The 21,249-nt window shown below is 64.0% G+C and carries 18 protein-coding genes; 5 read left to right on the top strand and 13 right to left on the bottom strand.

The annotated features are described in order from the left end of the window. Positions 1-151: 151 nt before the first annotated feature. Positions 152-1,420, bottom strand: a complete 1,269-nt coding sequence (locus PTE31013_RS09025; RefSeq protein ID WP_150612473.1) for an MFS transporter — start codon at positions 1,418-1,420, stop codon at positions 152-154. Positions 1,421-1,553: 133 nt separating this feature from the next. On the opposite strand from PTE31013_RS09025, the gene PTE31013_RS09030 reads away from it, so the two are divergent. Next, positions 1,554-2,477, top strand: a complete 924-nt coding sequence (locus PTE31013_RS09030) for a LysR substrate-binding domain-containing protein (protein ID WP_150612474.1) — start codon at positions 1,554-1,556, stop codon at positions 2,475-2,477. 20 nt (positions 2,478-2,497) lie between these two features. Here the strand turns inward: PTE31013_RS09030 and PTE31013_RS09035 are convergent, their stop codons facing one another. The 9 genes from PTE31013_RS09035 to PTE31013_RS09075 all read right to left on the bottom strand — a co-directional run bounded on the left by PTE31013_RS09035 (position 2,498) and on the right by PTE31013_RS09075 (position 13,217). Further along, positions 2,498-2,950, bottom strand: a complete 453-nt coding sequence (locus PTE31013_RS09035) for a CopD family protein (protein WP_150612475.1) — start codon at positions 2,948-2,950, stop codon at positions 2,498-2,500. Between the two features lie 12 nt (positions 2,951-2,962). Beyond that, complete coding sequence (gene parC / locus PTE31013_RS09040; RefSeq protein ID WP_150612476.1) at positions 2,963-5,299, bottom strand: DNA topoisomerase IV subunit A; 2,337 nt, start codon at positions 5,297-5,299, stop codon at positions 2,963-2,965. A gap of 259 nt (positions 5,300-5,558) precedes the next feature. Then, positions 5,559-6,521: a lytic transglycosylase domain-containing protein gene (locus PTE31013_RS09045; RefSeq protein ID WP_150612477.1), complete on the bottom strand. Its 963-nt coding sequence runs from the start codon at positions 6,519-6,521 to the stop codon at positions 5,559-5,561. After that, entirely contained in the window at positions 6,505-6,921 is a 417-nt protein-coding gene (locus PTE31013_RS09050) for a DUF4399 domain-containing protein (protein WP_174978495.1), read from the bottom strand. The genes PTE31013_RS09045 and PTE31013_RS09050 overlap by 17 nt, the downstream gene beginning before the upstream one ends. A gap of 109 nt (positions 6,922-7,030) precedes the next feature. Continuing rightward, on the bottom strand, positions 7,031-9,010 hold the full coding sequence (locus PTE31013_RS09055; RefSeq protein ID WP_150612478.1) for a DNA topoisomerase IV subunit B: 1,980 nt from the start codon (positions 9,008-9,010) through the stop codon (positions 7,031-7,033). A gap of 305 nt (positions 9,011-9,315) precedes the next feature. Beyond that, positions 9,316-11,247 (bottom strand): ATP-binding cassette domain-containing protein, encoded by a 1,932-nt coding sequence (locus PTE31013_RS09060; protein WP_150612479.1) that lies wholly within the window; start codon positions 11,245-11,247, stop codon positions 9,316-9,318. Between the two features lie 97 nt (positions 11,248-11,344). Further along, a complete protein-coding gene (locus tag PTE31013_RS09065) occupies positions 11,345-11,812 on the bottom strand; it encodes a GNAT family N-acetyltransferase (RefSeq protein WP_150612480.1) in 468 nt (155 codons plus the stop codon). Between the two features lie 102 nt (positions 11,813-11,914). Continuing rightward, positions 11,915-12,148, bottom strand: coding sequence for a hypothetical protein (locus PTE31013_RS09070; protein ID WP_150612481.1), 234 nt, complete (start codon positions 12,146-12,148; stop codon positions 11,915-11,917). A gap of 553 nt (positions 12,149-12,701) precedes the next feature. Further along, on the bottom strand, positions 12,702-13,217 hold the full coding sequence (locus PTE31013_RS09075; protein WP_150612482.1) for a hypothetical protein: 516 nt from the start codon (positions 13,215-13,217) through the stop codon (positions 12,702-12,704). Between the two features lie 148 nt (positions 13,218-13,365). On the opposite strand from PTE31013_RS09075, the gene PTE31013_RS09080 reads away from it, so the two are divergent. The 3 genes from PTE31013_RS09080 (at position 13,366) to PTE31013_RS09090 (ending at position 16,595) form a co-directional block, all read left to right on the top strand. Next, complete coding sequence (locus PTE31013_RS09080) at positions 13,366-13,563, top strand: hypothetical protein (RefSeq protein ID WP_150612483.1); 198 nt, start codon at positions 13,366-13,368, stop codon at positions 13,561-13,563. A gap of 116 nt (positions 13,564-13,679) precedes the next feature. Beyond that, positions 13,680-15,398, top strand: coding sequence for a glutamine--tRNA ligase/YqeY domain fusion protein (locus PTE31013_RS09085; RefSeq protein WP_150612484.1), 1,719 nt, complete (start codon positions 13,680-13,682; stop codon positions 15,396-15,398). Positions 15,399-15,650: 252 nt separating this feature from the next. After that, complete coding sequence (locus PTE31013_RS09090) at positions 15,651-16,595, top strand: urea transporter (RefSeq protein WP_150612485.1); 945 nt, start codon at positions 15,651-15,653, stop codon at positions 16,593-16,595. 302 nt (positions 16,596-16,897) lie between these two features. On the opposite strand, the gene PTE31013_RS09095 is transcribed toward PTE31013_RS09090, so the two are convergent. Then, positions 16,898-18,367 carry a cryptochrome/photolyase family protein gene (locus PTE31013_RS09095; RefSeq protein ID WP_343039549.1) on the bottom strand — a complete coding sequence of 490 codons (1,470 nt, stop codon included), beginning with the start codon at positions 18,365-18,367 and terminating at the stop codon, positions 16,898-16,900. A 127-nt stretch (positions 18,368-18,494) separates the two neighbouring features. On the opposite strand from PTE31013_RS09095, the gene PTE31013_RS09100 reads away from it, so the two are divergent. After that, positions 18,495-18,950, top strand: a complete 456-nt coding sequence (locus PTE31013_RS09100) for a hypothetical protein (protein ID WP_150612487.1) — start codon at positions 18,495-18,497, stop codon at positions 18,948-18,950. Between the two features lie 281 nt (positions 18,951-19,231). On the opposite strand, the gene dinB is transcribed toward PTE31013_RS09100, so the two are convergent. Continuing rightward, a complete protein-coding gene (gene dinB, locus PTE31013_RS09105) occupies positions 19,232-20,362 on the bottom strand; it encodes a DNA polymerase IV (RefSeq protein WP_150612488.1) in 1,131 nt (376 codons plus the stop codon). A gap of 71 nt (positions 20,363-20,433) precedes the next feature. Further along, positions 20,434-21,228, bottom strand: a complete 795-nt coding sequence (locus PTE31013_RS09110) for a hypothetical protein (RefSeq protein ID WP_425495549.1) — start codon at positions 21,226-21,228, stop codon at positions 20,434-20,436. Positions 21,229-21,249 lie beyond the last annotated feature (21 nt).

Genomic DNA, 21,249 nt, shown 5'->3' on the forward strand with positions numbered 1-21,249 from the left:
GTGGCGTGTGGCGTGCCCCGCCGGCCGTCTGCACCCCAGGACCACAGCCACCCGCCTGAAATGCCCCCAAAGATTGGATGACATCCAACTTTCAGGGTGTGCTCCAGCGGGTGGCTGTTGTCGTTTGGCGAGCGCGCGTTGCCAGCGACAATCAGCGCGGCATGCCGCTGGCGTAGGCGCGGCGCATGGCAATGGCGATGGCAAGCGACAGCACGACCGCCACGGCCAGCAGGGCAATCACGCCATGCCAGCCGTGCGACTTGAGCATGACGCCCGAGTAGCTGCCGAGCAGACTGGAGCCCACGTAGTAGAAAAACAAGTACAGGGCCGAGGCAATCGCACGCCCTTCGGTCGCGCGGCGTCCAACCCAGCTGCTCGCGACGGTGTGCGCGCCAAAGAAGCCGAATGTCAGGATCGCCAGACCGATCACCACACCCAGCACCTGCGACGCCAGCAGGCTCACTAGCCCCACCAGTGCCAACGCCACCAGCACCCAGAGCAACCGGGGACGTCCCACGCGGTCCGACAGCGGTCCCGCGATGAACGAGCCGACCACGCCGATCAGGTACATCGCAAAGATCGCCCCGATGGCGGCGTGCGGCAGATGAAACGGCGGCGCCGACAGGTGGAAGCCCAGGTAGTTGTAGACGCTCACGAAGCTGCCCATCATCAGGCCGGCGAACAGGTAAAGGCCGAGCAGCGCTGGATCGCCCAGATGGCGTCGCGCGTGGCCGATCGCTTCGCGTACCGTCATGTCGCGCGGCGAAAAACGGCGCGAATGCGGCAGGCTGCGGGCAAACTCCAGCCCCATCGCCAGGCAGACCAGTCCGATCACCGCCACCGAGACGCGCCACGAGAACATGTCGGCGATGAACGCGGACAGCACGCGTCCGGCCATGCCTCCGAGAATGTTTCCGCCAATGTAGAGCCCCATCGACATACCGAGCGAGCGCTGATCGATCTCTTCGCTCAGGTACGCCATCGCGATGGCCGGCAGCCCGGAGAGCGCCAAGCCCTTGAGCGCGCCAAGAATCACGATCGTCTCGAAGTTGGTGGAGAAGGCGCTCGCGAGAGTCAGCACCGAGGAACTGAGCAACGCAATCGTCATCATTCGCTTGCGGCTCACACGATCGGCCGCAACACAGGTCACGAGCAGACCGAGCGCCATCATCATCGTGGCGCCCGAGACCGACCAACTCGCCTGCGCCGGCGTGATGCCGAAGGTGGTGGTCAGCAGCGGCAACAGCGACTGCATGCAATACAACTGCGCAAACGTGGAAAAACCACCGAAAAAGAGCGCCCGGCTAATGACGGCATACTCGCGCGTACCGCGCGCAACGCCCGGCGGAAGTTTGGATGCAGATGCGCTACTACCTGCGGCGACACCGTTGGGAAGAGGAAGAGAATTCGTTGATGCCATGAACGCTGGATCGCCTCACGCGAGCCCGGAGGGAAAATGTATACAACGAATCATAGGTTTGCCGTTACCCCATGTCCAATATATATTTAAGCGATATTTCCATATAAAAAACAGATCAATCGAGGACTGACCGATGGAACTGCGCCATCTCCGCTACTTTGTTGCCGTCGCCGAGACGTTGCATTTCAGCCGCGCAGCGCAAAAGCTCAATATCGGGCAGCCGCCGCTGTCCATGCAGATCCGCGCGCTGGAGGACGAGTTGGGGGTTCCGCTCTTCGAGCGCTCGCACCGACGCGTTTTCCTGACCAGCGCTGGACGGGCGTTTCTCGTGCGGGCACGTCAGATCCTCGCCGACGCCGAAGCCGCCCGCCAGGAAGTGCAACAAATTGCCGGACTCGATGCCGGGGAGTTGCGCATCGCCTTCACGACATCGGCACCGATGACGAACCTGATGAAACGGGTTCTCACCGGCTACCGCCAGCGATATCCGCGCGTGACACTGACGTTGAGCGAATCGCCGTCGGAGCGGCAGCGCGACGCGCTCACCGAGCGCACGCTGGACATCGGCCTGGTGCGCCAGGCGGAAGATGCGCCGCCAATCGCCGGCTTGAGTTTCGAGACGTTGATCGACGAAGCCCTGGTGGTGGTACTGCACCAGGGTCATGCGCTGTCGCGGCGCACAAGCGTGTCCATGGCCGACCTGGCCCATGAAGCGTTCATCATGCATCCGCACGATGTCGGCACAGCCATCGACGGGACAATACGGCGGATGTGCGAGCGCGCAGGATTTACGCCGCGCGTCGTACAGGAAGCGCGCGAGTCAACGACGATCGTCGCGCTCGCAGCGAGCGGGCTGGGCGTGGCGATACTTCCGGCTGCCGTGCGATGCATTCAGATCGAAGGCGCATGTTTCATGGACCTCAGCGAGCCTGACGCCCACACGCCGCTGCTGCTGGCCAAGCGCCGCGACGACACGAGCCCGTTAGTGCAGGCGTTCGTCACGATCTGCCGCGAAGTGGCCGGCCGTCTTCATGAGACGCCCCCACCAGCGGCGTGACGCCGCGCGACGCCCTGCCGTCAGCCGCGCAATGACGACGCGAGACCGATGACGACGACGCCCAGCGCGAGATTCAGGATCACGAGCCGCCGGATCCCATTGACGGCAGCAGCGCCATCCGGCCACGATTGCGCCTGCACCGCGCGTTGCAGGCGCGGAAACAGCGCAAAGCGAATGTGACCGAAGACGAGCATCATCACCACGCCGATGCCAGCCATCGCATGCACTGGCCAACGGGCGTGCAGACCGCCCATCGCGAGCATCATGTGTCCGCCCGACAGCAGGATCATGACGATGGCCACGCCGACCCAGGTGAAAAAGCGCGAGAGCGCCGCTTCCCATAGCGGCAGCCGTTGCTGCGGCGAGAGTTCGGAGGACGCCGGGCGCAGGCAGGCCAGCGCGAAGAACATCCCGCCGATCCAGACAGCCACGCTCACCAGATGCAGGAACAAGCTCAAGGCATAAACGTTCATGCGTGACTCCCGTCAGGATGCCGAAGGTGCGGCCGGCAGCACCGGCTCGAGGGAACGCGGCTTGAACGTCGCGAACTTGACGGCCGGCGCACGTCCCTTGCGCGCACGCTTGCCGATGTTCGGGGCCAGCGATGCACCCGAGAGCGTCTCGGCCTGAAGCTTGCCGCCACGCACTTCGCCAAACACGGTCACGCCCGCCTCACCGATGGGCACGACCGACACGAGCGTCTGCTTGTCGTCGAGTCCGATCAGCGTGACACCGCGCCCGCCGCCCGTGAGCGACTTCATCTCGTCCATGCCGAACACAAGCAGACGACCGTCGCTCGACAGGCACGCCACCGCGCTGGCACCCCGCCAGATCGGCGTGGGCGCCAGCGGCGCCGCGCCCTCGTCGACGGTCATGAACGACTTGCCGGCCTTCACACGGCTGACCATATCGCCCAGCTTCGTCATGAAACCGAAGCCCGTCGACGTCGCCAGCAATAGCGGCTGATCGCCCGACGCCGCGTAGTAATGCAGCAGCCGCGAGCCCGACTCCAGTTCGATCAATGACGTGAGCGGCACGCCGTCACCCCGCCCGCCCGGCAGGAGCGCCACTGCCACAGAGTAGACGCGGCCGTTGCTGCCCCACGCAATCAGCGGATCGACAGTGCGGCATTCGAACGCGCCATACAGCGCGTCGCCCTGCTTGAACGAGAAGCCTTGCGCGTCCAGACCGTGACCCTTGAGCGCGCGCACCCACCCCTTGTCGGACACCACGACCGTCACCGGTTCGTCGACCACGCGCGCTTCGGCCACCGCGCGCTTCTCTTCCTGGATCAGCGTGCGGCGATCGTCACCGAATTGCTTCGCGTCCGCTTCGATTTCCTTGATGATCAAACGCTTCATCGCGCTGTCGTTGGCGAGCAGCTCTTCGAGCTTCGCCTTTTCGTCGCGCAACGACGCCAGCTCCTGCTCGATCTTGATCGCTTCCAGACGCGCCAACTGACGCAGCCGGATTTCCAGAATGTCTTCCGCCTGTCGCTCGCTCAACCCGAACGCACTCATCAGCGCGGCCTTCGGCTCATCAGACTCGCGAATGATGCGAATGACTTCATCGATATTCAGGAAGACGATCATCCGGCCTTCGAGAATATGAATCCGGTCGTCGACCTTGCCCAGACGGTGGCGCGAGCGGCGCGTGACTGTCGCAAAGCGGAATCCGATCCACTCGGTGACGATGTCGCGCAGCGACTTCTGCGTCGGTCGGCCGTCGGCGCCCACCATCACGAGATTGACCGACGCGCTCGACTCCAGGCTCGTGTGCGCGAGCAACATCGTGATGAATTCCTGCTGGTCGATGCGGCTCGACTTCGGCTCGAACACCAGACGCACTGGGGCGTCCTTGCCCGATTCGTCGCGAACCGTGTCGAGCATGCCGAGCATCGACTGCTTGAGGGTCTGCTGCTCGGGAGTCAGCGTCTTCTTGCCTAGCTTGACCTTCGGATTGGTGATTTCCTCGATTTCCTCGAGCACCTTCTGGCCCGACGTGCTCGGCGGCAGCTCATACACCACGGCCTGCCACTGGCCGCGCGCCATCTCTTCGATCTTCCAGCGCGCGCGCACCTTGAGACTGCCACGGCCGCTTTCGTATGCCGCACGAATTTCCGCCGCACTCGAAATCAACTGGCCGCCGCCCGGGAAGTCCGGGCCCTGCACATGCGTCAGCAATTCAGCGTCGTCGAGCTTCGGGTTGCGAATGAGGGCAACCGCGGCCGATGCGACTTCGCGCAGATTGTGCGACGGAATTTCCGTCGCAAGACCCACGGCGATCCCCGACGCGCCGTTGAGCAGCACGAACGGCAGACGCGCCGGCAACAACCGCGGCTCCTGCGTCGAGCCGTCGTAGTTCGGCACGAAGTCCACGGTGCCCGCATCGATCTCGTCGAGCAACAACCTGGCGATCGGCGTCAGGCGTGCTTCGGTGTAACGCATGGCCGCCGCGCCGTCGCCGTCGCGCGAGCCAAAATTGCCCTGACCGTCGATGAGCGGATAGCGCATCGAGAAGTCCTGCGCGAGACGCACCAGCGCGTCATAGGCGGACTGGTCGCCGTGCGGGTGAAACTTGCCGAGCACATCGCCGACCACACGCGCCGACTTCACCGGCTTGGCGTCGGCCGCGAGGCCCATTTCGTTCATCGCAAACAGAATCCGGCGCTGCACCGGCTTCTGGCCGTCGCACACATCCGGCAGTGCACGGCCTTTGACCACACTGATCGCGTAGTCCAGATAAGCGCGCTCGGCATACGCGCCGAGCGTCAGCGTGTCGTCATCCGACGGTTGTGTAAAGAGATCTTCTACTTGTTCCATAAAACCTGTGGGTTTGCTGCGAACGTTTGACGGGAGTTCGGGGTGACATTGACCGCGAGATCATACCAAGCTCGTCAGCACATTTCGGCAAAAACACGCCCGATTGGCAAAGCGGGACGTGTTTTCGGATCGGCGGAGAGCGGAATCGGCACGATTGTGCTCGCATTTCGGAGAATTCCGAGCCTAGAACCGTGGGAATCGACATGCGACCGCGTCGCCAGCGCCTTCTCAAGGTCCTCGGCAACGCTGCCGGGGCGCCTCAATCAATCGTTGGCGAGGAAGACAGTGCCCCTTGCGCCGATTCACGGACCGACGCGTTCGGCAACGTAGCAGGCACCACGGGCAAGCCGGTCGGCGCGCCCAGAATGACGTGGATACGACCATCGCGCGAGCCGCTCACGCGGGCGCTGCCGGCGCGCCCCACGTGGGCACCCTGCCGGCTCGCCCCACCCACGCGAATCGCCCCACCGCCCTGCAAGAGGGCTGGCGCGTCGGGATCGAAGCGTCGATAGAGTTCCAGCACGGTGGCCACATAATCACGCGTCTCGGCATATGGCGGAATCTGGTCGGCGTGACGCGCCACGGCCCCCTCGCCCGCGTTGTACGACGCGAGCACCAGTTCGAGACGATCGGGATATCGCGCTTGCAGATCGCGCAGATAGCGGGCTCCGGTCAACACGTTGGTCCGCGGATCGGCGAGCTTGTCGGCCACCGTGCGTCGCGCGTCTGCCCGCACGCCGTAGCGCTCACCGGTCGCCGGGAGGACCTGCATCAAGCCGACCGCGCCCTTGGGTGACACTGCCGCGCTATCGAATCCCGACTCTGCGGCAATGACCGCTTTGAGCAACGCCACATCGACGTGATAGCGCTGCGCAGCCTGTGCGATCACGGGGGCCAGCTTGCTCAAATTGGGATGACGCGCGAGGGCATCGTATAGACGCGAGCGATCCGTACCACTGACCGTATCGCCCTGCGGTGCGCGCAGATCAATGTTGCCGCCCGCCCCGCCAACCTGACGATAACGCGCGTCGAGCTTGCGTGCCGCAAGGTGTGCGACGCCGTTTTCATCGACGTAGCCATAAAGCTTGGCGTGCACCAATGGCGCCGCAGCAAGGAGCGCAACGGCCAGCGCGGCCCTGGCGAATCGCCGCGGAGCGTGCTGACGGTAGAAGGCCCGAATGCGGCCTACCGCGAGAACGTTAGGATTACCGACCTTTGACATGCACCTTGATGGTCTGGCTCATGGCCGGACCGTACGATTGGTGAGCACCGTTGGCGAACTGCAACGTCAACGTGTGATCGCCGGGCGTCAGATTGACGCGCGTCTCGGTCTGACCCTTGCCAAAATGCAGGTGTGTCTCGTCCGTGGGCACGACCTGACCTGCGGGAACAGGATCGCCGTCGATGATGAGGTGGTGATGACCGGTGTTGGACGTCATGTCGCCCGCCGGCTTGATCGCCATGCCGTCGACGCCGAACTTGACCACGACCGGGTTCGACACCGTTGCGCCATCTGCAGGCCCAACAAAGTAGACGCGCGCTTGAGGCGCCTGCGCCAACGCGGCCACGCTGGCGCCCGCAAGCAGCAACGGCACGAAAATGTAACGCACAGAACGCAACATAACGCGACTCCCGGTACGATGAAGGCTGGATTATCCCACGATGTGAGCGCTCACGCTGGGGTCCCCGCAAAAGAGACGTGCGCCACGGCACCGACGCCTGGCAATCCGCTCAGATGTCGGCTTCCACTTCGTTGCCCTTGGCTTCGAGCCAGTTGCGACGCTGCGCCGCTTCGCCCTTGCCCATGAGCATGTTCATGCGCGCCACCGTCGCATCGAAATCGAGTCCGCCGAGCGCCACGGGACTCAACCGGCGGGTGTCGGGATTCATCGTGGTTTCCCACAACTGCGTGGCACTCATTTCCCCCAGCCCCTTGAAGCGACTGATCGACCATGCGGTCTCGCGCACGCCGTCCTTGCGCAGCTTGTCGAGGATCGCTTCGAGTTCCCCTTCGTCCAGCGCGTACAGCTTTTGCGCGGGCTTCTTGCCACGGGCCGGTGCGTCCACGCGATACAGCGGCGGCCGGGCCACATACACGTGCCCCGTCGCGATCAACTGCGGGAAATGGCGGAAGAAGAGCGTGAGCAGCAGCACCTGGATATGCGAGCCATCGACATCGGCATCCGAGAGGATGCAGATCTTGCCGTAGCGCAGGTTCGACAGGTCGGGCGTGTCGTTCGCGCCATGCGGATCGACGCCGATGGCCACGGCGATGTCGTGCACTTCGTTGTTTGCGAAGAGTCGGTCGCGCTCGGTCTCCCAGGTGTTCAGCACCTTGCCGCGCAGCGGCAGAATTGCCTGAAACTCCTTGTCGCGCCCCATCTTCGCCGAGCCGCCCGCCGAGTCGCCCTCGACCAGGAACAGTTCGTTGCGCGTGATGTCTTCGGTCTCGCAGTCCGTCAGCTTGCCGGGCAGCACCGCCACACCGGAACTTTTCTTCTTCTCGATCTTCTGGCCCGCGCGCGTACGCGCCTGCGCCTGACGAATCACCAGTTCGGCCAGCTTCTTGCCATGCTCGACATGGTGGTTGAGCCACAGCTCGAGCGCCGGACGCGTGAACGAAGACACCAGACGCACCGCATCGCGGCTGTTCAGGCGCTCCTTGATCTGACCCTGGAACTGCGGATCGAGCACCTTGGCGGACAGCACGAACGACACGCGCGAGAAGACGTCTTCGGGCAGCAGCTTCACACCCTTGGGCTGCAGATTGTGCAGTTCGATGAAGCCACGCACGGCCTGGAACAGGCCTTCGCGCAACCCCGATTCGTGGGTGCCGCCCGCCGGCGTCGGGATCAGGTTGACATACGACTCACGTACCGGCGCGCCGTCTTCGGTCCATGCCACGACCCATGCCGCGCCCTCGCCTTCGGCGAAGCTGTCCTCGCTGCCATCGGCAAAGCGCTCGTCTTCGAACAGTGGGATCAGGGGCTCGGCGCCGCCCAGCGATTCGACGAGATAGCCGCGTAAGCCGTGCTCATAGCGCCACGTCTGCTCGTCGCCGCTTTTCTCCTGACGAAGCGTGACGCGCACGCCCGGCAGCAACACGGCCTTGGAGCGCAGCAAGCGTTGCAACTCGCCCAGCGGCAGCGCGGGACTGTCGAAATACTTCAGGTCCGGCCAGACGGTGACGCGCGTGCCGCTCTTTTTTTCGCCACGTTGTGCTGCGCGCGAGTGCAAGGCCACGTCGACGTTGCCGCCATCGGCGAATTCCAGCTCGGAGACCTGGCCGTCGCGCCAGACCGTGACGGCCAGCCGCGTTGCGAGGGCGTTCGTCACCGACACGCCAACCCCGTGCAAGCCTCCCGAAAAGGTGTAGGCACCACCGGCAGCCTTGTCGAACTTGCCCCCCGCGTGCAAGCGAGTGAAGACGATCTCGACGACCGGCACGCCCTCTTCCGGGTGAATGCCCACGGGAATGCCCCGACCGTCGTCCTCGACGCTCACCGAACCATCCTTGTTCAGCGTGACGAGGATCTGCTTGCCGTAGCCGCCAAGCGCTTCGTCCGAAGCGTTGTCGATGACTTCCTGAATGATGTGCAGCGGATTTTCGGTGCGGGTGTACATGCCCGGGCGCTGCTTGACCGGCTCAAGGCCCTTCAGGACCTTGATGGACGCTTCGCTGTACTGGGCAGGCGTATTTTTTTTCGACATAGCGTGACTGAATTGGGGTACGACGTCCGGCGATTATCCACAGTTTCTGTGGACAACCACGGGGAAAACCCTTGGACACATGACAAAAGTAACGCTCGATCAACGACTTGAGTTGCGGCGCTCACATAATGGGCACGCTCAGCGCCCCGGCACAGGCCGTCCAGAGGCGAGCCGCGCCCGGGGCATCGCGGCCTATTGTACTGTCACTCGCGATGCGATCGAGTGACAACGCCTGTGGGCCAATGCCGCGCGGCCGGATACCCGTGCGATCGACGCTCGCGCACCGAATGCCCACGCACCAACGCTTATGTGCCCTCGCCGCGCTGCTTGGCTTCGAGCACTTCCCAGCGTTCGAGCGCTTCGAGCAACGCCAGTTCAATGGCGTCGAAACGTTCGGACAATGCCGCACCGGCCGCCGGATCTTTCGCAAAGATCGAACCCTCTTCGAGCTTGGCACCGGCGTCCTTTTGCTCGGTTTCCAACGCGGCGATGTGCGCCGGCAGGCCATCCAGTTCGCGCTGCTCCTTGTAGCTCAGCTTGACGGTGCGATTCGCGCCGCGCTTTGGCGCGCTCGCGGCGTCCTTCACGGCGGCCTCGACGGGCACGCGTTGCGCGGCCAGCGCGGCAGACCGATCGCTCTGTACCTGCCAATCGGTAAACCCGCCGACATACTCGCGCCAGTTGCCGTCGCCTTCGGCCGCGATGACCGACGTCACGACGTTATCGAGGAACGTGCGATCGTGGCTCACGAGGAACACCGTGCCGCTGTAATCCTCGAGCAGTTCTTCGAGCAGTTCGAGGGTCGGGATGTCCAGATCGTTGGTCGGCTCGTCGAGCACCAGCACGTTGGCCGGACGCGCGAACAAGCGCGCGAGCAAGAGACGATTCCGCTCGCCGCCCGAGAGCGACTTCACTGGCGAGCGTGCACGCTCCGGCGAAAACAGGAAGTCGCCGAGATAGCTCATGACATGCTTGCGCGCGCCATTGATTTCGATCCAGTCGCTGCCCGGGCTGATCGTATCGAGCAGACTCCGCTCGGGATCGAGTTGCGTGCGCATCTGGTCGAAGTACGCCACCTGAAGATTGGTGCCGACGCGAATCTGTCCGCTGTCCGGCGCGATCTCGCCGAGGATGAGCTTGAGCATGGTCGTCTTGCCCACGCCGTTCGGGCCCACCAGACCGACCTTGTCGCCGCGCATGAGCGTCGCCGTGAAGTCGCGCACGATGACACGCTCGCCGTACGCCTTCGTGACGTGAGTCAGTTCCGCCACGATCTTGCCGGACTTCTCGGTCTGCGCCACGTCCATGCGCACGTTGCCCTGGATCTCACGACGTTCGGCCCGCGCGTTACGCATCGCCTTCAGACGTTCGATCCGCGACACGCTGCGCGTGCGGCGCGCTTCGACGCCCTTGCGAATCCACACTTCTTCCTGTGCGAGCAGCTTGTCGAACTTATCGTTCTCGACGCGCTCGACCTCGAGCTGCTCGGCCTTGCGTTCCTGATACCGCGTGAAGTTGCCCGGATACGAGAGCAGACGTCCGCGGTCCAGTTCAACGATGCGCGTGGCCACGCGATCCAGGAAGCTACGGTCGTGGGTGATGAACAGCAGCGCGCCGCGATAGCCGATGAGCAAGTCCTCCAGCCAGCGAATCGCTTCGAAATCGAGGTGATTGGTCGGCTCGTCGAGCAGCAGTACGTCGGGCTTGGCCACCCATGCCTGCCCGAGCGAGACGCGCTTTTGCATCCCCCCGGAGAGCGCCCCGACGCGAGCGTTCCCATCGAGGCCGAGCTGGGCGATGGTCGTCTCCACGCGTGTCTTGACTTGCCACGCATCGGCGGCGTCGAGCGACGACTGCAATGTGTTCAGACGCGCGAGCAGTGCATCGTGCTCGGCGCCGTCGGGCGCGTCGGCGAGGGACTGCGCCGTGCGATCGTAGTCGGAGAGCAGCACATGCAACTCGCCCAGGCCGAGGGCGATCGCGTCGAACACCGTCTGATCGGGGTCGAACTCGGGCTCTTGCGGCACGTAGACCGTATTGAGTCCGGCTTGCCGGGCCACGAGACCGTCGTCGGGGGTGGTCAGCCCCGCCACGATCTTGAGCAGCGACGACTTGCCGGCGCCGTTGCGGCCGATTAGCCCAACGCGCTCACCGGCTTCGAGCGAAAAATCGGCATTGTCGAGCAATGCCACGTGACCGAACGCCAATTGGGCGCCCGAAATGGAATACAAGGCCATGTGTCGGGGAAACGCGAGAACTGCGATGGAGGATATTGTAGTGCCGGGCGCGAACGCCCGGCCGATATTGCACGGCGATGACTTGTCGATGGCTCGGTTACTGCGCTGCCGGCGGGCGCAGCATTTCGATATGCATGATGCCGTCTTCGTCATACGGCTCACTCGCCTTGACGAACCCGCACGCACCATAAAACGCTTCAAGATGGGCTTGTGCACCAATGCGCAGCGAAGACGACGGCCACCTCTCGTCGGCAATCGCAATGGCCCGCGCCAGCAATTCGCGCCCGAGCCCGGTGCCGCGATGCGACGCCGCCGTGATCACGCGCCCGATCGATGCTTCGTCGTAGGCAAGGCCCGGCGGCAAGAGGCGCAAATACGCGGCGATCTGCGGCGGCTCCGACGCTTCGCGCACTTGCGCGACGAGATGCAGGCTGAGGGGATCGCGTCCGTCGATGTCCTGATACGGGCACTGCTGCTCGACCACGAACACGGCATTTCGCGCCGCCAGAATACGGTAAAGCAACGCGCTGCCCAGCGCATCGAACGACTGGCACATCCATTCCATTACCGACTCTCCCGCCTTGCGATGCGAAAGGCGGGACTATAGCACCGTCGCAACATAACGATGCCGGCGTCGCGCACGGGCTGCCAATGGGGAGAAACCGACTTACTGAAAATAGACGATGCCCTGTTCGATGTCGGCACGGGCATTGCGCTCGGCGTCGTCGAGGGCGTTGCCTTGCGTCGCAAAGCCGTAGGCGGTCTGAACCTGGTACGCCCCGACCTTTTCCAACCCTTGGCGGGTCGGGCGATGAATCTCGTAGAACGCATCCCAACGGGCGTTGTCACGCTCGACGGCGTGCACGCTGTACTGAAATTCCTGAAATTGTGTTGTTTTCATTTTCTATCCTTCTTACTGCAAAAAATATGACTAATAACTATTCCTCTCGAATCGGCTTACGGTGATGAGAGTGCAAATCTGCACAAATGTTTCCGTGAAGTGCACGCAGCCTATCCGCCCAATGTGACAAACACACGACAGTCGCGTGACTGACATACGGCAGACGGTGCGGGCGAACGCGTCACATGGCGCAAGGCCATGTGCGCACCGGCATTGCGCAATATCAGGCGCAATGCGGGCGTTCTGTACGACTTCCAGTTCGGGGAACGATGCGCTGCCGCCCTGTCGAGGGCGACGGCAAGAACGTCGGACGCGTGGATTCACGCCAAGCGTTCAGCGTGACATGCGGTAGCACGGTCGTGCGGCACATTTGTAGTGATAATCGTGCCACACGCCGGCCTTATCGGGACGGGCTTACCCCCTGCCCCGCCATTCATGCCACGCGTGACTGCCACCTATTCAGTTCGAAGTTGACGAAGAAAATGGTGCAGATCACGAATGATAACAGAAAATTGCCGCCCAGACACCAAAGCAACCCAAGGCGAAAGTCAAGTCAAGACGTGGCGGCACGGTCGTCAATTTGGGCAAGCACCCAATACATATAGCCCGCGAACGCGCCGAAGATCACGTGTCCCGCCACCATCGTCCCGCCGCGCGAGGCGACGAACCACGGGAACCACTGTGTCATCACGTAAAAGTTGACGGCATACACGGCCAAACCGAAGATCGCCCCCGTCACCGACACCGTCACCACGTCCGAGTCCAGCCGGAAGGGGGCGATGATCGCGCCGAGCACCACGCCCAGTACGACACCGATGACTGCGTGGACGACGAGCGCCATGACGACGATGGACAGGTCGAACGTCGCCGGCTGCGTCAGGATGCCCGGGCCCAGCGCGATGGCCGCAACCATGCGAGGCGGTACCCACGGGCTCTGGCCGGAGACCAGCAACACCATTAGCATTTCCACTGCCGAAAAGAAGGCGCAAGCGACAAAGCCGGCGACGGCTGCGGCCGGCCAGTCGGGCGAGCGGTGGGTGTAGCGATGCGAGTGGAGGTGCAGTTCCATGATGTCCTCCCTTGAGGGATACGCACAGAGCCGCCGGCGGGACCGGCAGTGCTTTCAGGATAGAACAATCCCGGTGCGGTGACGGTGGATCAGCGCTATATACTTGGCGGCACGCCCCGCCGCCGGCGGGACTATCGGGAGATATCGTATGTCCAGTCTCATCGGCTTGCTCGTCGCTATCGTGCTCGTTGGCGTTCCCGTCTGGCGCATTCTGACCCGGCTTGGCCTGTCACCCTGGTTCACGGTGCTGGCCTTCATCCCTGTCGTCAACATCATCGCCCTCTGGTTGTTGTCCTACGCCAATTGGCCAGGCCAGCGAGCGTCGACCCAAGTCTCCAACGGATAACCGGCAACGATTCAGCGGCGGGCTCACGCGCCTTCGCCGACGCGGCGCGTCGACGCCTGCCCGTGGTGCAGTGCGGTACGGTAGAATATTCGCCAAACCCCGAACACTGGACTGGCATGAGCACAGAGCTGAACGCGGCATCCAATTTCATCCGCAACATCATTGACGAAGACAATCGCTCGGGCAAATGGGGCCAGCGCGTGGAAACGCGCTTCCCGCCGGAGCCGAACGGTTATCTGCACATCGGGCACGCCAAGGCCATCTGCCTGAACTTCGGCGTGGCGCGCGACTACGATGGCGTGTGCCATCTGCGCTTTGACGACACCAACCCGGAGAAGGAAGAGACGGAATACGTCGACTCGATCATCGACATGGTCAAGTGGCTCGGCTTCAGCTACCAGACACCGCAAAAGGAACACCTCTATTTTGCGAGCGACTATTTCGAAACCCTGTATCAGGGCGCCGAGATCCTGATCCAGCGTGGCAAGGCGTACGTTGACAGCCAAAGCGCCGACGACATGCGCGCCAACCGCGGCACGCTCACCGAGCCGGGCAAGGATTCGGCGTTCCGCAACCGCTCGGTCGAGGAAAACCTCGATCTGTTCCGTCGCATGCGCGCGGGCGAGTTCGCCGACGGCACGCACGTGTTGCGCGCCAAGATCGACATGGCCTCGCCGAACATCAACCTGCGCGACCCGGCCATCTACCGGATCCGTCATGCGCATCATCACCGAACCGGCGACGCGTGGTGCCTCTACCCGATGTACACCTACGCGCACCCGCTGGAGGATGCCATCGAGAACATCACGCACAGCTTGTGCACGCTGGAGTTCGAAGACCAACGTCCGTTCTACGACTGGGTGCTCGGCGAGTTGGCCGACGCAGGCATGTTCAAGCGGCCGATGCCCCAGCAGATCGAGTTCGCACGTCTGCAACTAACGTACGCGATCACGAGCAAGCGCAAGCTGCGCCAACTGGTTGACGAAAAGCACGTCGACGGCTGGGACGACCCGCGCATGCCCACGCTCGTCGGCCTGCGCCGTCGCGGCTTCTCGCCGGAGAGCCTGCAGTTGTTCTGCGAACGCATCGGCGTCGCCAAGTCGGCATCGTGGATCGACATGAGCGTTCTCGAGCAGGCGCTGCGCGACGACCTCGACCCGAAGGCACCGCGTGCGACGGCGGTGCTCGATCCGCTCAAGCTAATCATCGACAACTATCCGGAAGGCAAGCAGGAAGACTGTCAGGCACCGGTGCATCCGCACGCGCCGGAGCGCGGCATGCGCACGTTCCCGATCTCGCGCGAGCTGTGGATCGAGCGCGAAGACTTCCAGGCCGAACCGGTCAAGGGTTTCTTCCGTCTGTTCCCGGGCAACAAGGTGCGACTGCGTTACGGTTACGTGGTGGAATGCACGGGCTTCGATACCGATGCCGATGGCAACGTCACTGCCGTGCATTGCCAGTATTTCGAAGACAGCCGATCCGGCACGCCGGGTGCGGACAATTACAAGGTCAAGGGCAACATCCACTGGGTGAGCGCGCCGCATGCGCTCGCCGCCGAGGTGCGCATTTACGACCGCCTGTTCGTCGATCCGAATCCGGACGCCGGCGAGAAGAACTTCCTCGACGCGATCAATCCGAACGCCAAGCGCGTCACGCAGGCGTATATCGAACCGGGCCTGATGAGCGCGGCGCCGGAAGATCGCGTGCAGTTCGAGCGCCATGGCTACTTTGTGGCCGACCGCCAGGACTCGGCACCGGGCAGACCCGTGTTCAACCGCATTGTCTCGCTCAAGGACAGTTGGGCGGTCAAGCCAGCCAAGGGCGGCGGCAAGTAAGCGCGCCGCGGCAGCCCCACGCCCGACACAGAACCCGCGCCCTCGTGCGCGGGTTTTGCGTTTGCGCCCGACGGGCGGACACCGGGTCAGGCGCCACATTGACGCCAAACCGACGCTATACCGGCTATAAGGCGTAGACGCGCCCGGCAACGCCGGTTCGGCGTAAGCTCGCGCCCATCGCTCGCCCGCCGCGCAATCGCTGCGCGTCGGAAGCCGCGGGCTCCTGATTCGCCCGAGCCGCTTCAACCCGCCATGCCAACCCCTCATCCCTCACCTACGCCCGCACCGCCGGCAACGCTGGCCTCACCGCGCACAGCGGCCAAGGGCGACTGGCTGATCGACGCACTCCCCGGCGTAGCATCCAACTTTGCACAGATTTACTTCGTCCCGTCGGCGAGTGCCGGATTGCTGCTGTTCGCCGTGCTCGCCCTCGCCGACTTACCGGCCGCGATCACCGGACTAGCGGCGAGCATCGCCGCGTCATGTCTCGCCGTTGCGCTGCGACTGCCGCACGCACTGCGTCGCAACGGGCTATTGGGATACAACGCGACCCTCACCGGCATCGCATTCGGCACGCTGTGGCAGCCTGGCGCCACCTATGTCGCTTGGCTGGCGGTGTGTATCTACCTGACCGTGATCGCGACGGCTGCCCTCGCGCGGCGCTCACTTCCGGCGCTCACCGGCCCGTTCGTCGGCGCAATGGCGCTCACTTGGGCGATGCAGCCATGGCTGCATTGGTTACCACGCGCCAGGGCGCTCGCCTGCGACTTGGGCACGCCGGGGTTCGTTTTCTGCTCGGTGGGGCAGGTGGTCTTCGTCGCCCCACTGGCGCTGGGCCTGCTGACGTGGTACGTGCTGGCCCTCTGGAGCCCGCGCGCTACGCTGTGGGCGCTGGCGGCGGGCGTCACCGTCTGGTCCGGGCTCGCGGCATCCACGGCGCTATGGCCGACGGCAGCCGAGCAGGCAAGTGGCGTGGGCATCAATGCGTTTCTTGCCGCCCTCGGTCTGGGGATGTTCGGACGCCGCCCCGCCGTGCGCTTCGCGGGTGCCCTCGTGGCCGGCGGCATCTGCGTCGCCCTCGGCGCCGCGCTCGGGCCACTCGGCTGGCCCTACTTTACGTTGCCGTTTAATCTGGCGGTCTGGATCCTGCTGAGTACGGCGCCCCAACCGCAGCGCGAGCAATCGATTTCCGCATAAAAAGATGCCCAGAACGCTTCCGTTCCGGGCACTCGCTCATTGCTAAACCCCGTATTGCGGACCTGCCGTCTGCGCGGCAAATAATGCTCCCGCTTTCTCGCATGGTTTTGGCTTACCCTGGCTCGTTCCCGAGCCATACCGCCGTTGTGGTATGGCGCCCCTTGACGCTCGCAAACGTCCGCAAACACCGCCGAACGCTGCGATCCGTCAGCGAAGCCCGGCCCTCTCGTGTGCCTTACTCCTATCAACGGTCAGCCTCGCAATAAAGTTGACGGGGGTATACGCCGATCGTTGCCGATTGTTCATCCATCGGCATTCACGTCTTCGTCTCGCATGTTGGAGGCGGCCGGTGACTTCACGACTGCATATCTCGCAAGCGTCTCCTTGCGCGCGACGTCGTGCGCAACGCGCGGCGCCGGATAGTCGCGTCCCAGTTCCACTTGGGCGTCGAGCCGTGTCTGCGGGTCGGCTCGCCAAGGCGCGTGCAGCGCCTTGTCGGGCAACTTCGCCAGCTCCGGTACGTACTTTCGAATGAAACGCCCTTGCGGATCGAACTTCTCGGACTGCGTCACCGGATTGAAGATGCGGAAATAGGGTTGTGCGTCGCATCCGGTGGATGCTGCCCACTGCCAGCCGCCATTGTTCGCCGCGAGGTCGAAGTCGTTGAGCGCACGCGCAAAGTAGGCTTCCCCGCGCCGCCAATCGATGCCGAGGTCCTTGACCAGGAAGCTTGCCGTCACCATGCGCAAGCGGTTGTGCATATAGCCGGTCTGGTTGATCTGGCGCATGGCCGCGTCGACGAGCGGATACCCCGTGCGCCCCTCGCACCACGCCTGGAAATCCGCGTCGGCCGCCTTGCCGGAGGCCCATTCGATGGCGTCGTAGGCGGGTTTGAAAGCCCTGGCGACGACGCCCGGATGATGATGCAGGATCATGAAATAGAACTCGCGCCAGATAAGCTCGCTCAGCCACGTTTGCGCGCCGCTTCCAGCCTCACCGCCTCGCAACATCGCCGCGTGAGCCTCGCGCGCGAGCGTACGTACCGAGATCGTGCCGAAACGCAGATGCACCGACAGGTAGCTCGGCCCGCGCACGGCGGGATAGTCGCGCCGCTCATGGTAATGCGCCATGCGCGGCAGAAAATCGTCCAGCAATTGGCGGGCGCCGGACTCTCCCGCGGGCAGGGTCATCCGGCGCGCGTCGGATATCTCGAAACCCATCGATGCCAGTGACGGGAACCGCTCCTTGCCGCCCGGTGGCACCGCCAGATGCCGCCGATCGGCCTGGCGCCCATGGGGTGCCAGGTCCACTGGCCGCACCTGCTTCAGCCACGCGCGCTGATAAGGCGTAAACACGCTATAAGGTTCGCCCTGCGCCGTGAGAATCTCGCTGGCCTCGAAGATCACCTGATCCTTGACGACTTCGAAGGCGATGCCGAGATCCTCGAGCGCGCGCGCCACCGAGCGATCACGCGTCACGGCGGCGGGTTCGTAGTCGCGCCCGGCAAAGACGGCCTGAACGTCCAGCGACTTCGCCAGCGAAGGAATCTCAGCGGCCGGATCCCCGTGGCGCACGAGCAGCGCACCCCCGGCCTCGTCCAGGGTAGTGGCCAGTTCGCCCACGCTGTCGTGGATGAACGCGACACGACGATCGTCACGCGGCAGGGCATCGAGAATCGTCGTGTCGAAGACAAACGCGACATACACCGCGTCGCACGTGGCGAGTGCCTGCGCTAACGTTGCGTTGTCCGTGCAGCGCAGGTCGCGCCGCATCCAAACCAATCCTTTCCGGAAGTCGCTCATGTCAGATTGGCGCCACACGTGCGCGCCATTGTGGGTTCCGCTCAATCCCGTACCATAGCGATATCGCGGACTTTATGCCATCGGCCTCGATTACCTCATGATTCGGAAGCTTCCGATTTTGGCCCGCACGCGCATCGTGGTGCCGACCCTGTTCTGCGTCGCAGCCGCCGTGCTCGCAACCGGCTGTGCCACCTCGTCAGCCCCACATGGAGCATTGATGTCGGCGCGCTCCGGCGCGCCCAATGCCGCCACGTTGCGCGAGCATCACCTGGCAGCCGCCGACGCCGCAGCCGACCAGTACCGCACGTGCCTTTATGGTCACGTCGCCCGTTACGTCGATCTCGTGCCGGACCCTGTCCGGCTGGCGGACGAAGCGGCCACCGAATGCGCCCCGATCACCGGGCGCTTCAAGCGTGAGCGGCAGGCCGCCATCGTGACGTACACCTCAGCAACCGACGCCTCGCAACAAGCCGATGCCGCCACGCTCGCGCTTCAAGCCGACGGCATGCGGGTGGCACGCGCACGCGCCACGGAGTTGCGGGCGCTACGGTAAGCGCCTCGCCGACCGTCGTCGAACTGGCGGGGTCTTCCGGGCGTGATTTCCCTAATCGGGCAAGCCCCGATTGGCGAACGACCGGCCGGTGACGAAAATGCATTCGCCCTCTTACGTCCTTTTGGGGGTACTGCGACAACGTCATTTGCCCGCCTCGGCGGGCATTTTCTTTGGTATGCGCAGGATGTTCAGGCAACGTCCACCAAGTTGCGAGTTCGATGTGCCACCTCGCTCGATCCGCTCGGTTCACGCGTCTCGCTCGCCTAGCTCGTCCAAGCGATCTATGTCTGTGGACCTGCAATGTCACTCGTCCCGGGCGGGGTGAGTCGGGCCGCATCGTCCGCGTCGTCGAACAACCGCAACTGGCGCGCCGCCTGGGCTTCGAGCAGGCGCACGCCCACGCCCATCAGACGCACCGGCCGGCGTTTCCGGCCGACGGCCTCGGCCAGCAATTCACGGCATTGCGCGGGATCGACACTCAGTGCGCCAGCTTCTGCCGTGGTCCTGGAAAAGTCGGCGAAGCGGACTTTGACGAACAGCTTGGCGATCGCCAGCGGTTCGCTGCGACGCGCCCGGTCGATCCGCTCGGATAACTGACGAAGCAGCGGCTCGAGCGCTGCCTCGCATTCGGCCAGCGTGCGCAGGTCGCGCGTGTAAGTGGTCTCGACGCTGATCGACTTGCGCTCTCGATCCGGGCTGACGTCGCGTGTGTCAATGCCGCGACACCGCTCGTACAGGCGCTGACCGAACACCCCGAAACGCTCGGCAAGATCGGCCATCGAGTGGCTGCGCAAATCGGCACAGGACTGCACCCCCAGCGCCCTGAGCTTGTCCGCCGTGACCTTCCCCACGCCGAACAGGCGCTCGACAGGGAGCGCAGCAACGAAGGCATCGACTTCGGACGGTCTCACGACGAACATGCCGTCGGGCTTGCGCCAGTCGCTGGCGATCTTGGCGATGAACTTGTTGGAGGCCACCCCGGCCGAGACGGTCAGCCCGACTTCCCCGGCAACCCGTGCGCGAATCTCGCGGGCGATCAACGTTGCCGAACCACCGCAACGCTCACTGTGCGTGACATCGAGATACGCCTCGTCGAGCGAAAGCGGTTCGACGAGATCCGTGTAATCGCGATAGATGGCCATGATGCGCTGCGACGCCTCCTGGTATCGGCGCATCGTTGGCGCGATGATGCGCAACTCGGGACAGAGCTTGAGCGCCTGTGCCGACGGCATGGCCGAGCGCACGCCAAAGGCACGTGCCTCGTAATTGCACGTTGCGACCACGCCTCGCTGATCGGGCTGGCCGCCGACGGCCAGCGGAATTCCCCGCAACGACGGGTCATCGCGCATCTCGACAGAGGCGTAGAAGCAGTCGGCGTCGCAGTGAATGATCTTGCGCGTAGAGGAGGACATGGCAGGCGGCGGAAACACTGTGCAAATATACAGCATTCGCACCACACTTGCGCCCCCCCCCTAGCATCGCGTCAGCGCACGGGCAGGAACTGGAGAAACTGCGCCCCGAGCAAATTCTGGACGTACCCGATGCCGGCGCGCCGGTATTTCTCGTCAAGCATCTCGGCAAGCAGATCGAGCCGGCCAATGATCTTGCCGAACTCCCGCTCGAAGCTCACGTTGCGCACGTCGGCAAGTGCGTTCGCCAACAGTAGCGGCTTGCCCGTGATGTCGTGACGGCTCGACAACAGCCAGGCCGCGATCTCGACGTTGCGCGCCGCATTGTAGATTCGCTGTGCGTCAAGGCCGTCGCTCAGGTAGAACACCGTCGTCCCGCCATGCGCCGCGACGATCGTATCCGACAGACTGAAAACGAACGCGGCTACCCGATCGCCGCTGAACGACGGATCGAGCGACAGGGACAACGCCTTCACATCGCGCAGGTCTTTCAAGTCGGGCAGGCGGCGGCGCCCTTCGATGGCGGCGCGCAATTGCACCATCGCCTGCGCCTGCGTCGCAGCCCCGCCCTTGCGCCATTCGCGCGGATTGCGCTTGTAGAGCTTGTCGGCGAGACGGTACAAGCTCTCGAGATTGGCCCGCATGCCCAGTGTCGCCATGCGATTGATGTCCGTCTGCGCGAGATCGGCGGTCGTCATTGCGGTTGAGCGCACCTTGCCGTGCGCCGTGGGCGCGTCCTGATAGGACACGCATCCGGTGCACATCGCCGCCCCCGTCAACGCCACCATGATGGCTGCCGCCGTCAATCGCGCTCGCGCGGCATGGGCTAAGCCGTTTCGTTCTCGGCGCAAGGCGAGCCGTCGGGTCATGGCGGTATCGGGGTCGGTGAA

The organism is Pandoraea terrigena, assembly GCF_902459705.1.
GTDB classification, from domain to species: Bacteria; Pseudomonadota; Gammaproteobacteria; order Burkholderiales; family Burkholderiaceae; genus Pandoraea; species Pandoraea terrigena.

Bases quoted from the DNA above. Each gene is read 5' to 3' on its own strand.
- PTE31013_RS09025 (WP_150612473.1), bottom strand. From the start codon at position 1,420: ATGGCATCAACGAATTCTCTTCCTCTTCCCAACGGTGTCGCCGCAGGT.
- PTE31013_RS09030 (WP_150612474.1), top strand. From the start codon at position 1,554: ATGGAACTGCGCCATCTCCGCTACTTTGTTGCCGTCGCCGAGACGTTG.
- PTE31013_RS09035 (WP_150612475.1), bottom strand. From the start codon at position 2,950: ATGAACGTTTATGCCTTGAGCTTGTTCCTGCATCTGGTGAGCGTGGCT.
- parC (WP_150612476.1), bottom strand. From the start codon at position 5,299: ATGGAACAAGTAGAAGATCTCTTTACACAACCGTCGGATGACGACACG.
- PTE31013_RS09045 (WP_150612477.1), bottom strand. From the start codon at position 6,521: ATGTCAAAGGTCGGTAATCCTAACGTTCTCGCGGTAGGCCGCATTCGG.
- PTE31013_RS09050 (WP_174978495.1), bottom strand. From the start codon at position 6,921: ATGTTGCGTTCTGTGCGTTACATTTTCGTGCCGTTGCTGCTTGCGGGC.
- PTE31013_RS09055 (WP_150612478.1), bottom strand. From the start codon at position 9,010: ATGTCGAAAAAAAATACGCCTGCCCAGTACAGCGAAGCGTCCATCAAG.
- PTE31013_RS09060 (WP_150612479.1), bottom strand. From the start codon at position 11,247: ATGGCCTTGTATTCCATTTCGGGCGCCCAATTGGCGTTCGGTCACGTG.
- PTE31013_RS09065 (WP_150612480.1), bottom strand. From the start codon at position 11,812: ATGGAATGGATGTGCCAGTCGTTCGATGCGCTGGGCAGCGCGTTGCTT.
- PTE31013_RS09070 (WP_150612481.1), bottom strand. From the start codon at position 12,148: ATGAAAACAACACAATTTCAGGAATTTCAGTACAGCGTGCACGCCGTC.
- PTE31013_RS09075 (WP_150612482.1), bottom strand. From the start codon at position 13,217: ATGGAACTGCACCTCCACTCGCATCGCTACACCCACCGCTCGCCCGAC.
- PTE31013_RS09080 (WP_150612483.1), top strand. From the start codon at position 13,366: ATGTCCAGTCTCATCGGCTTGCTCGTCGCTATCGTGCTCGTTGGCGTT.
- PTE31013_RS09085 (WP_150612484.1), top strand. From the start codon at position 13,680: ATGAGCACAGAGCTGAACGCGGCATCCAATTTCATCCGCAACATCATT.
- PTE31013_RS09090 (WP_150612485.1), top strand. From the start codon at position 15,651: ATGCCAACCCCTCATCCCTCACCTACGCCCGCACCGCCGGCAACGCTG.
- PTE31013_RS09095 (WP_343039549.1), bottom strand. From the start codon at position 18,367: ATGCGGCGCGACCTGCGCTGCACGGACAACGCAACGTTAGCGCAGGCA.
- PTE31013_RS09100 (WP_150612487.1), top strand. From the start codon at position 18,495: ATGATTCGGAAGCTTCCGATTTTGGCCCGCACGCGCATCGTGGTGCCG.
- dinB (WP_150612488.1), bottom strand. From the start codon at position 20,362: ATGTCCTCCTCTACGCGCAAGATCATTCACTGCGACGCCGACTGCTTC.
- PTE31013_RS09110 (WP_425495549.1), bottom strand. From the start codon at position 21,228: ATGACCCGACGGCTCGCCTTGCGCCGAGAACGAAACGGCTTAGCCCAT.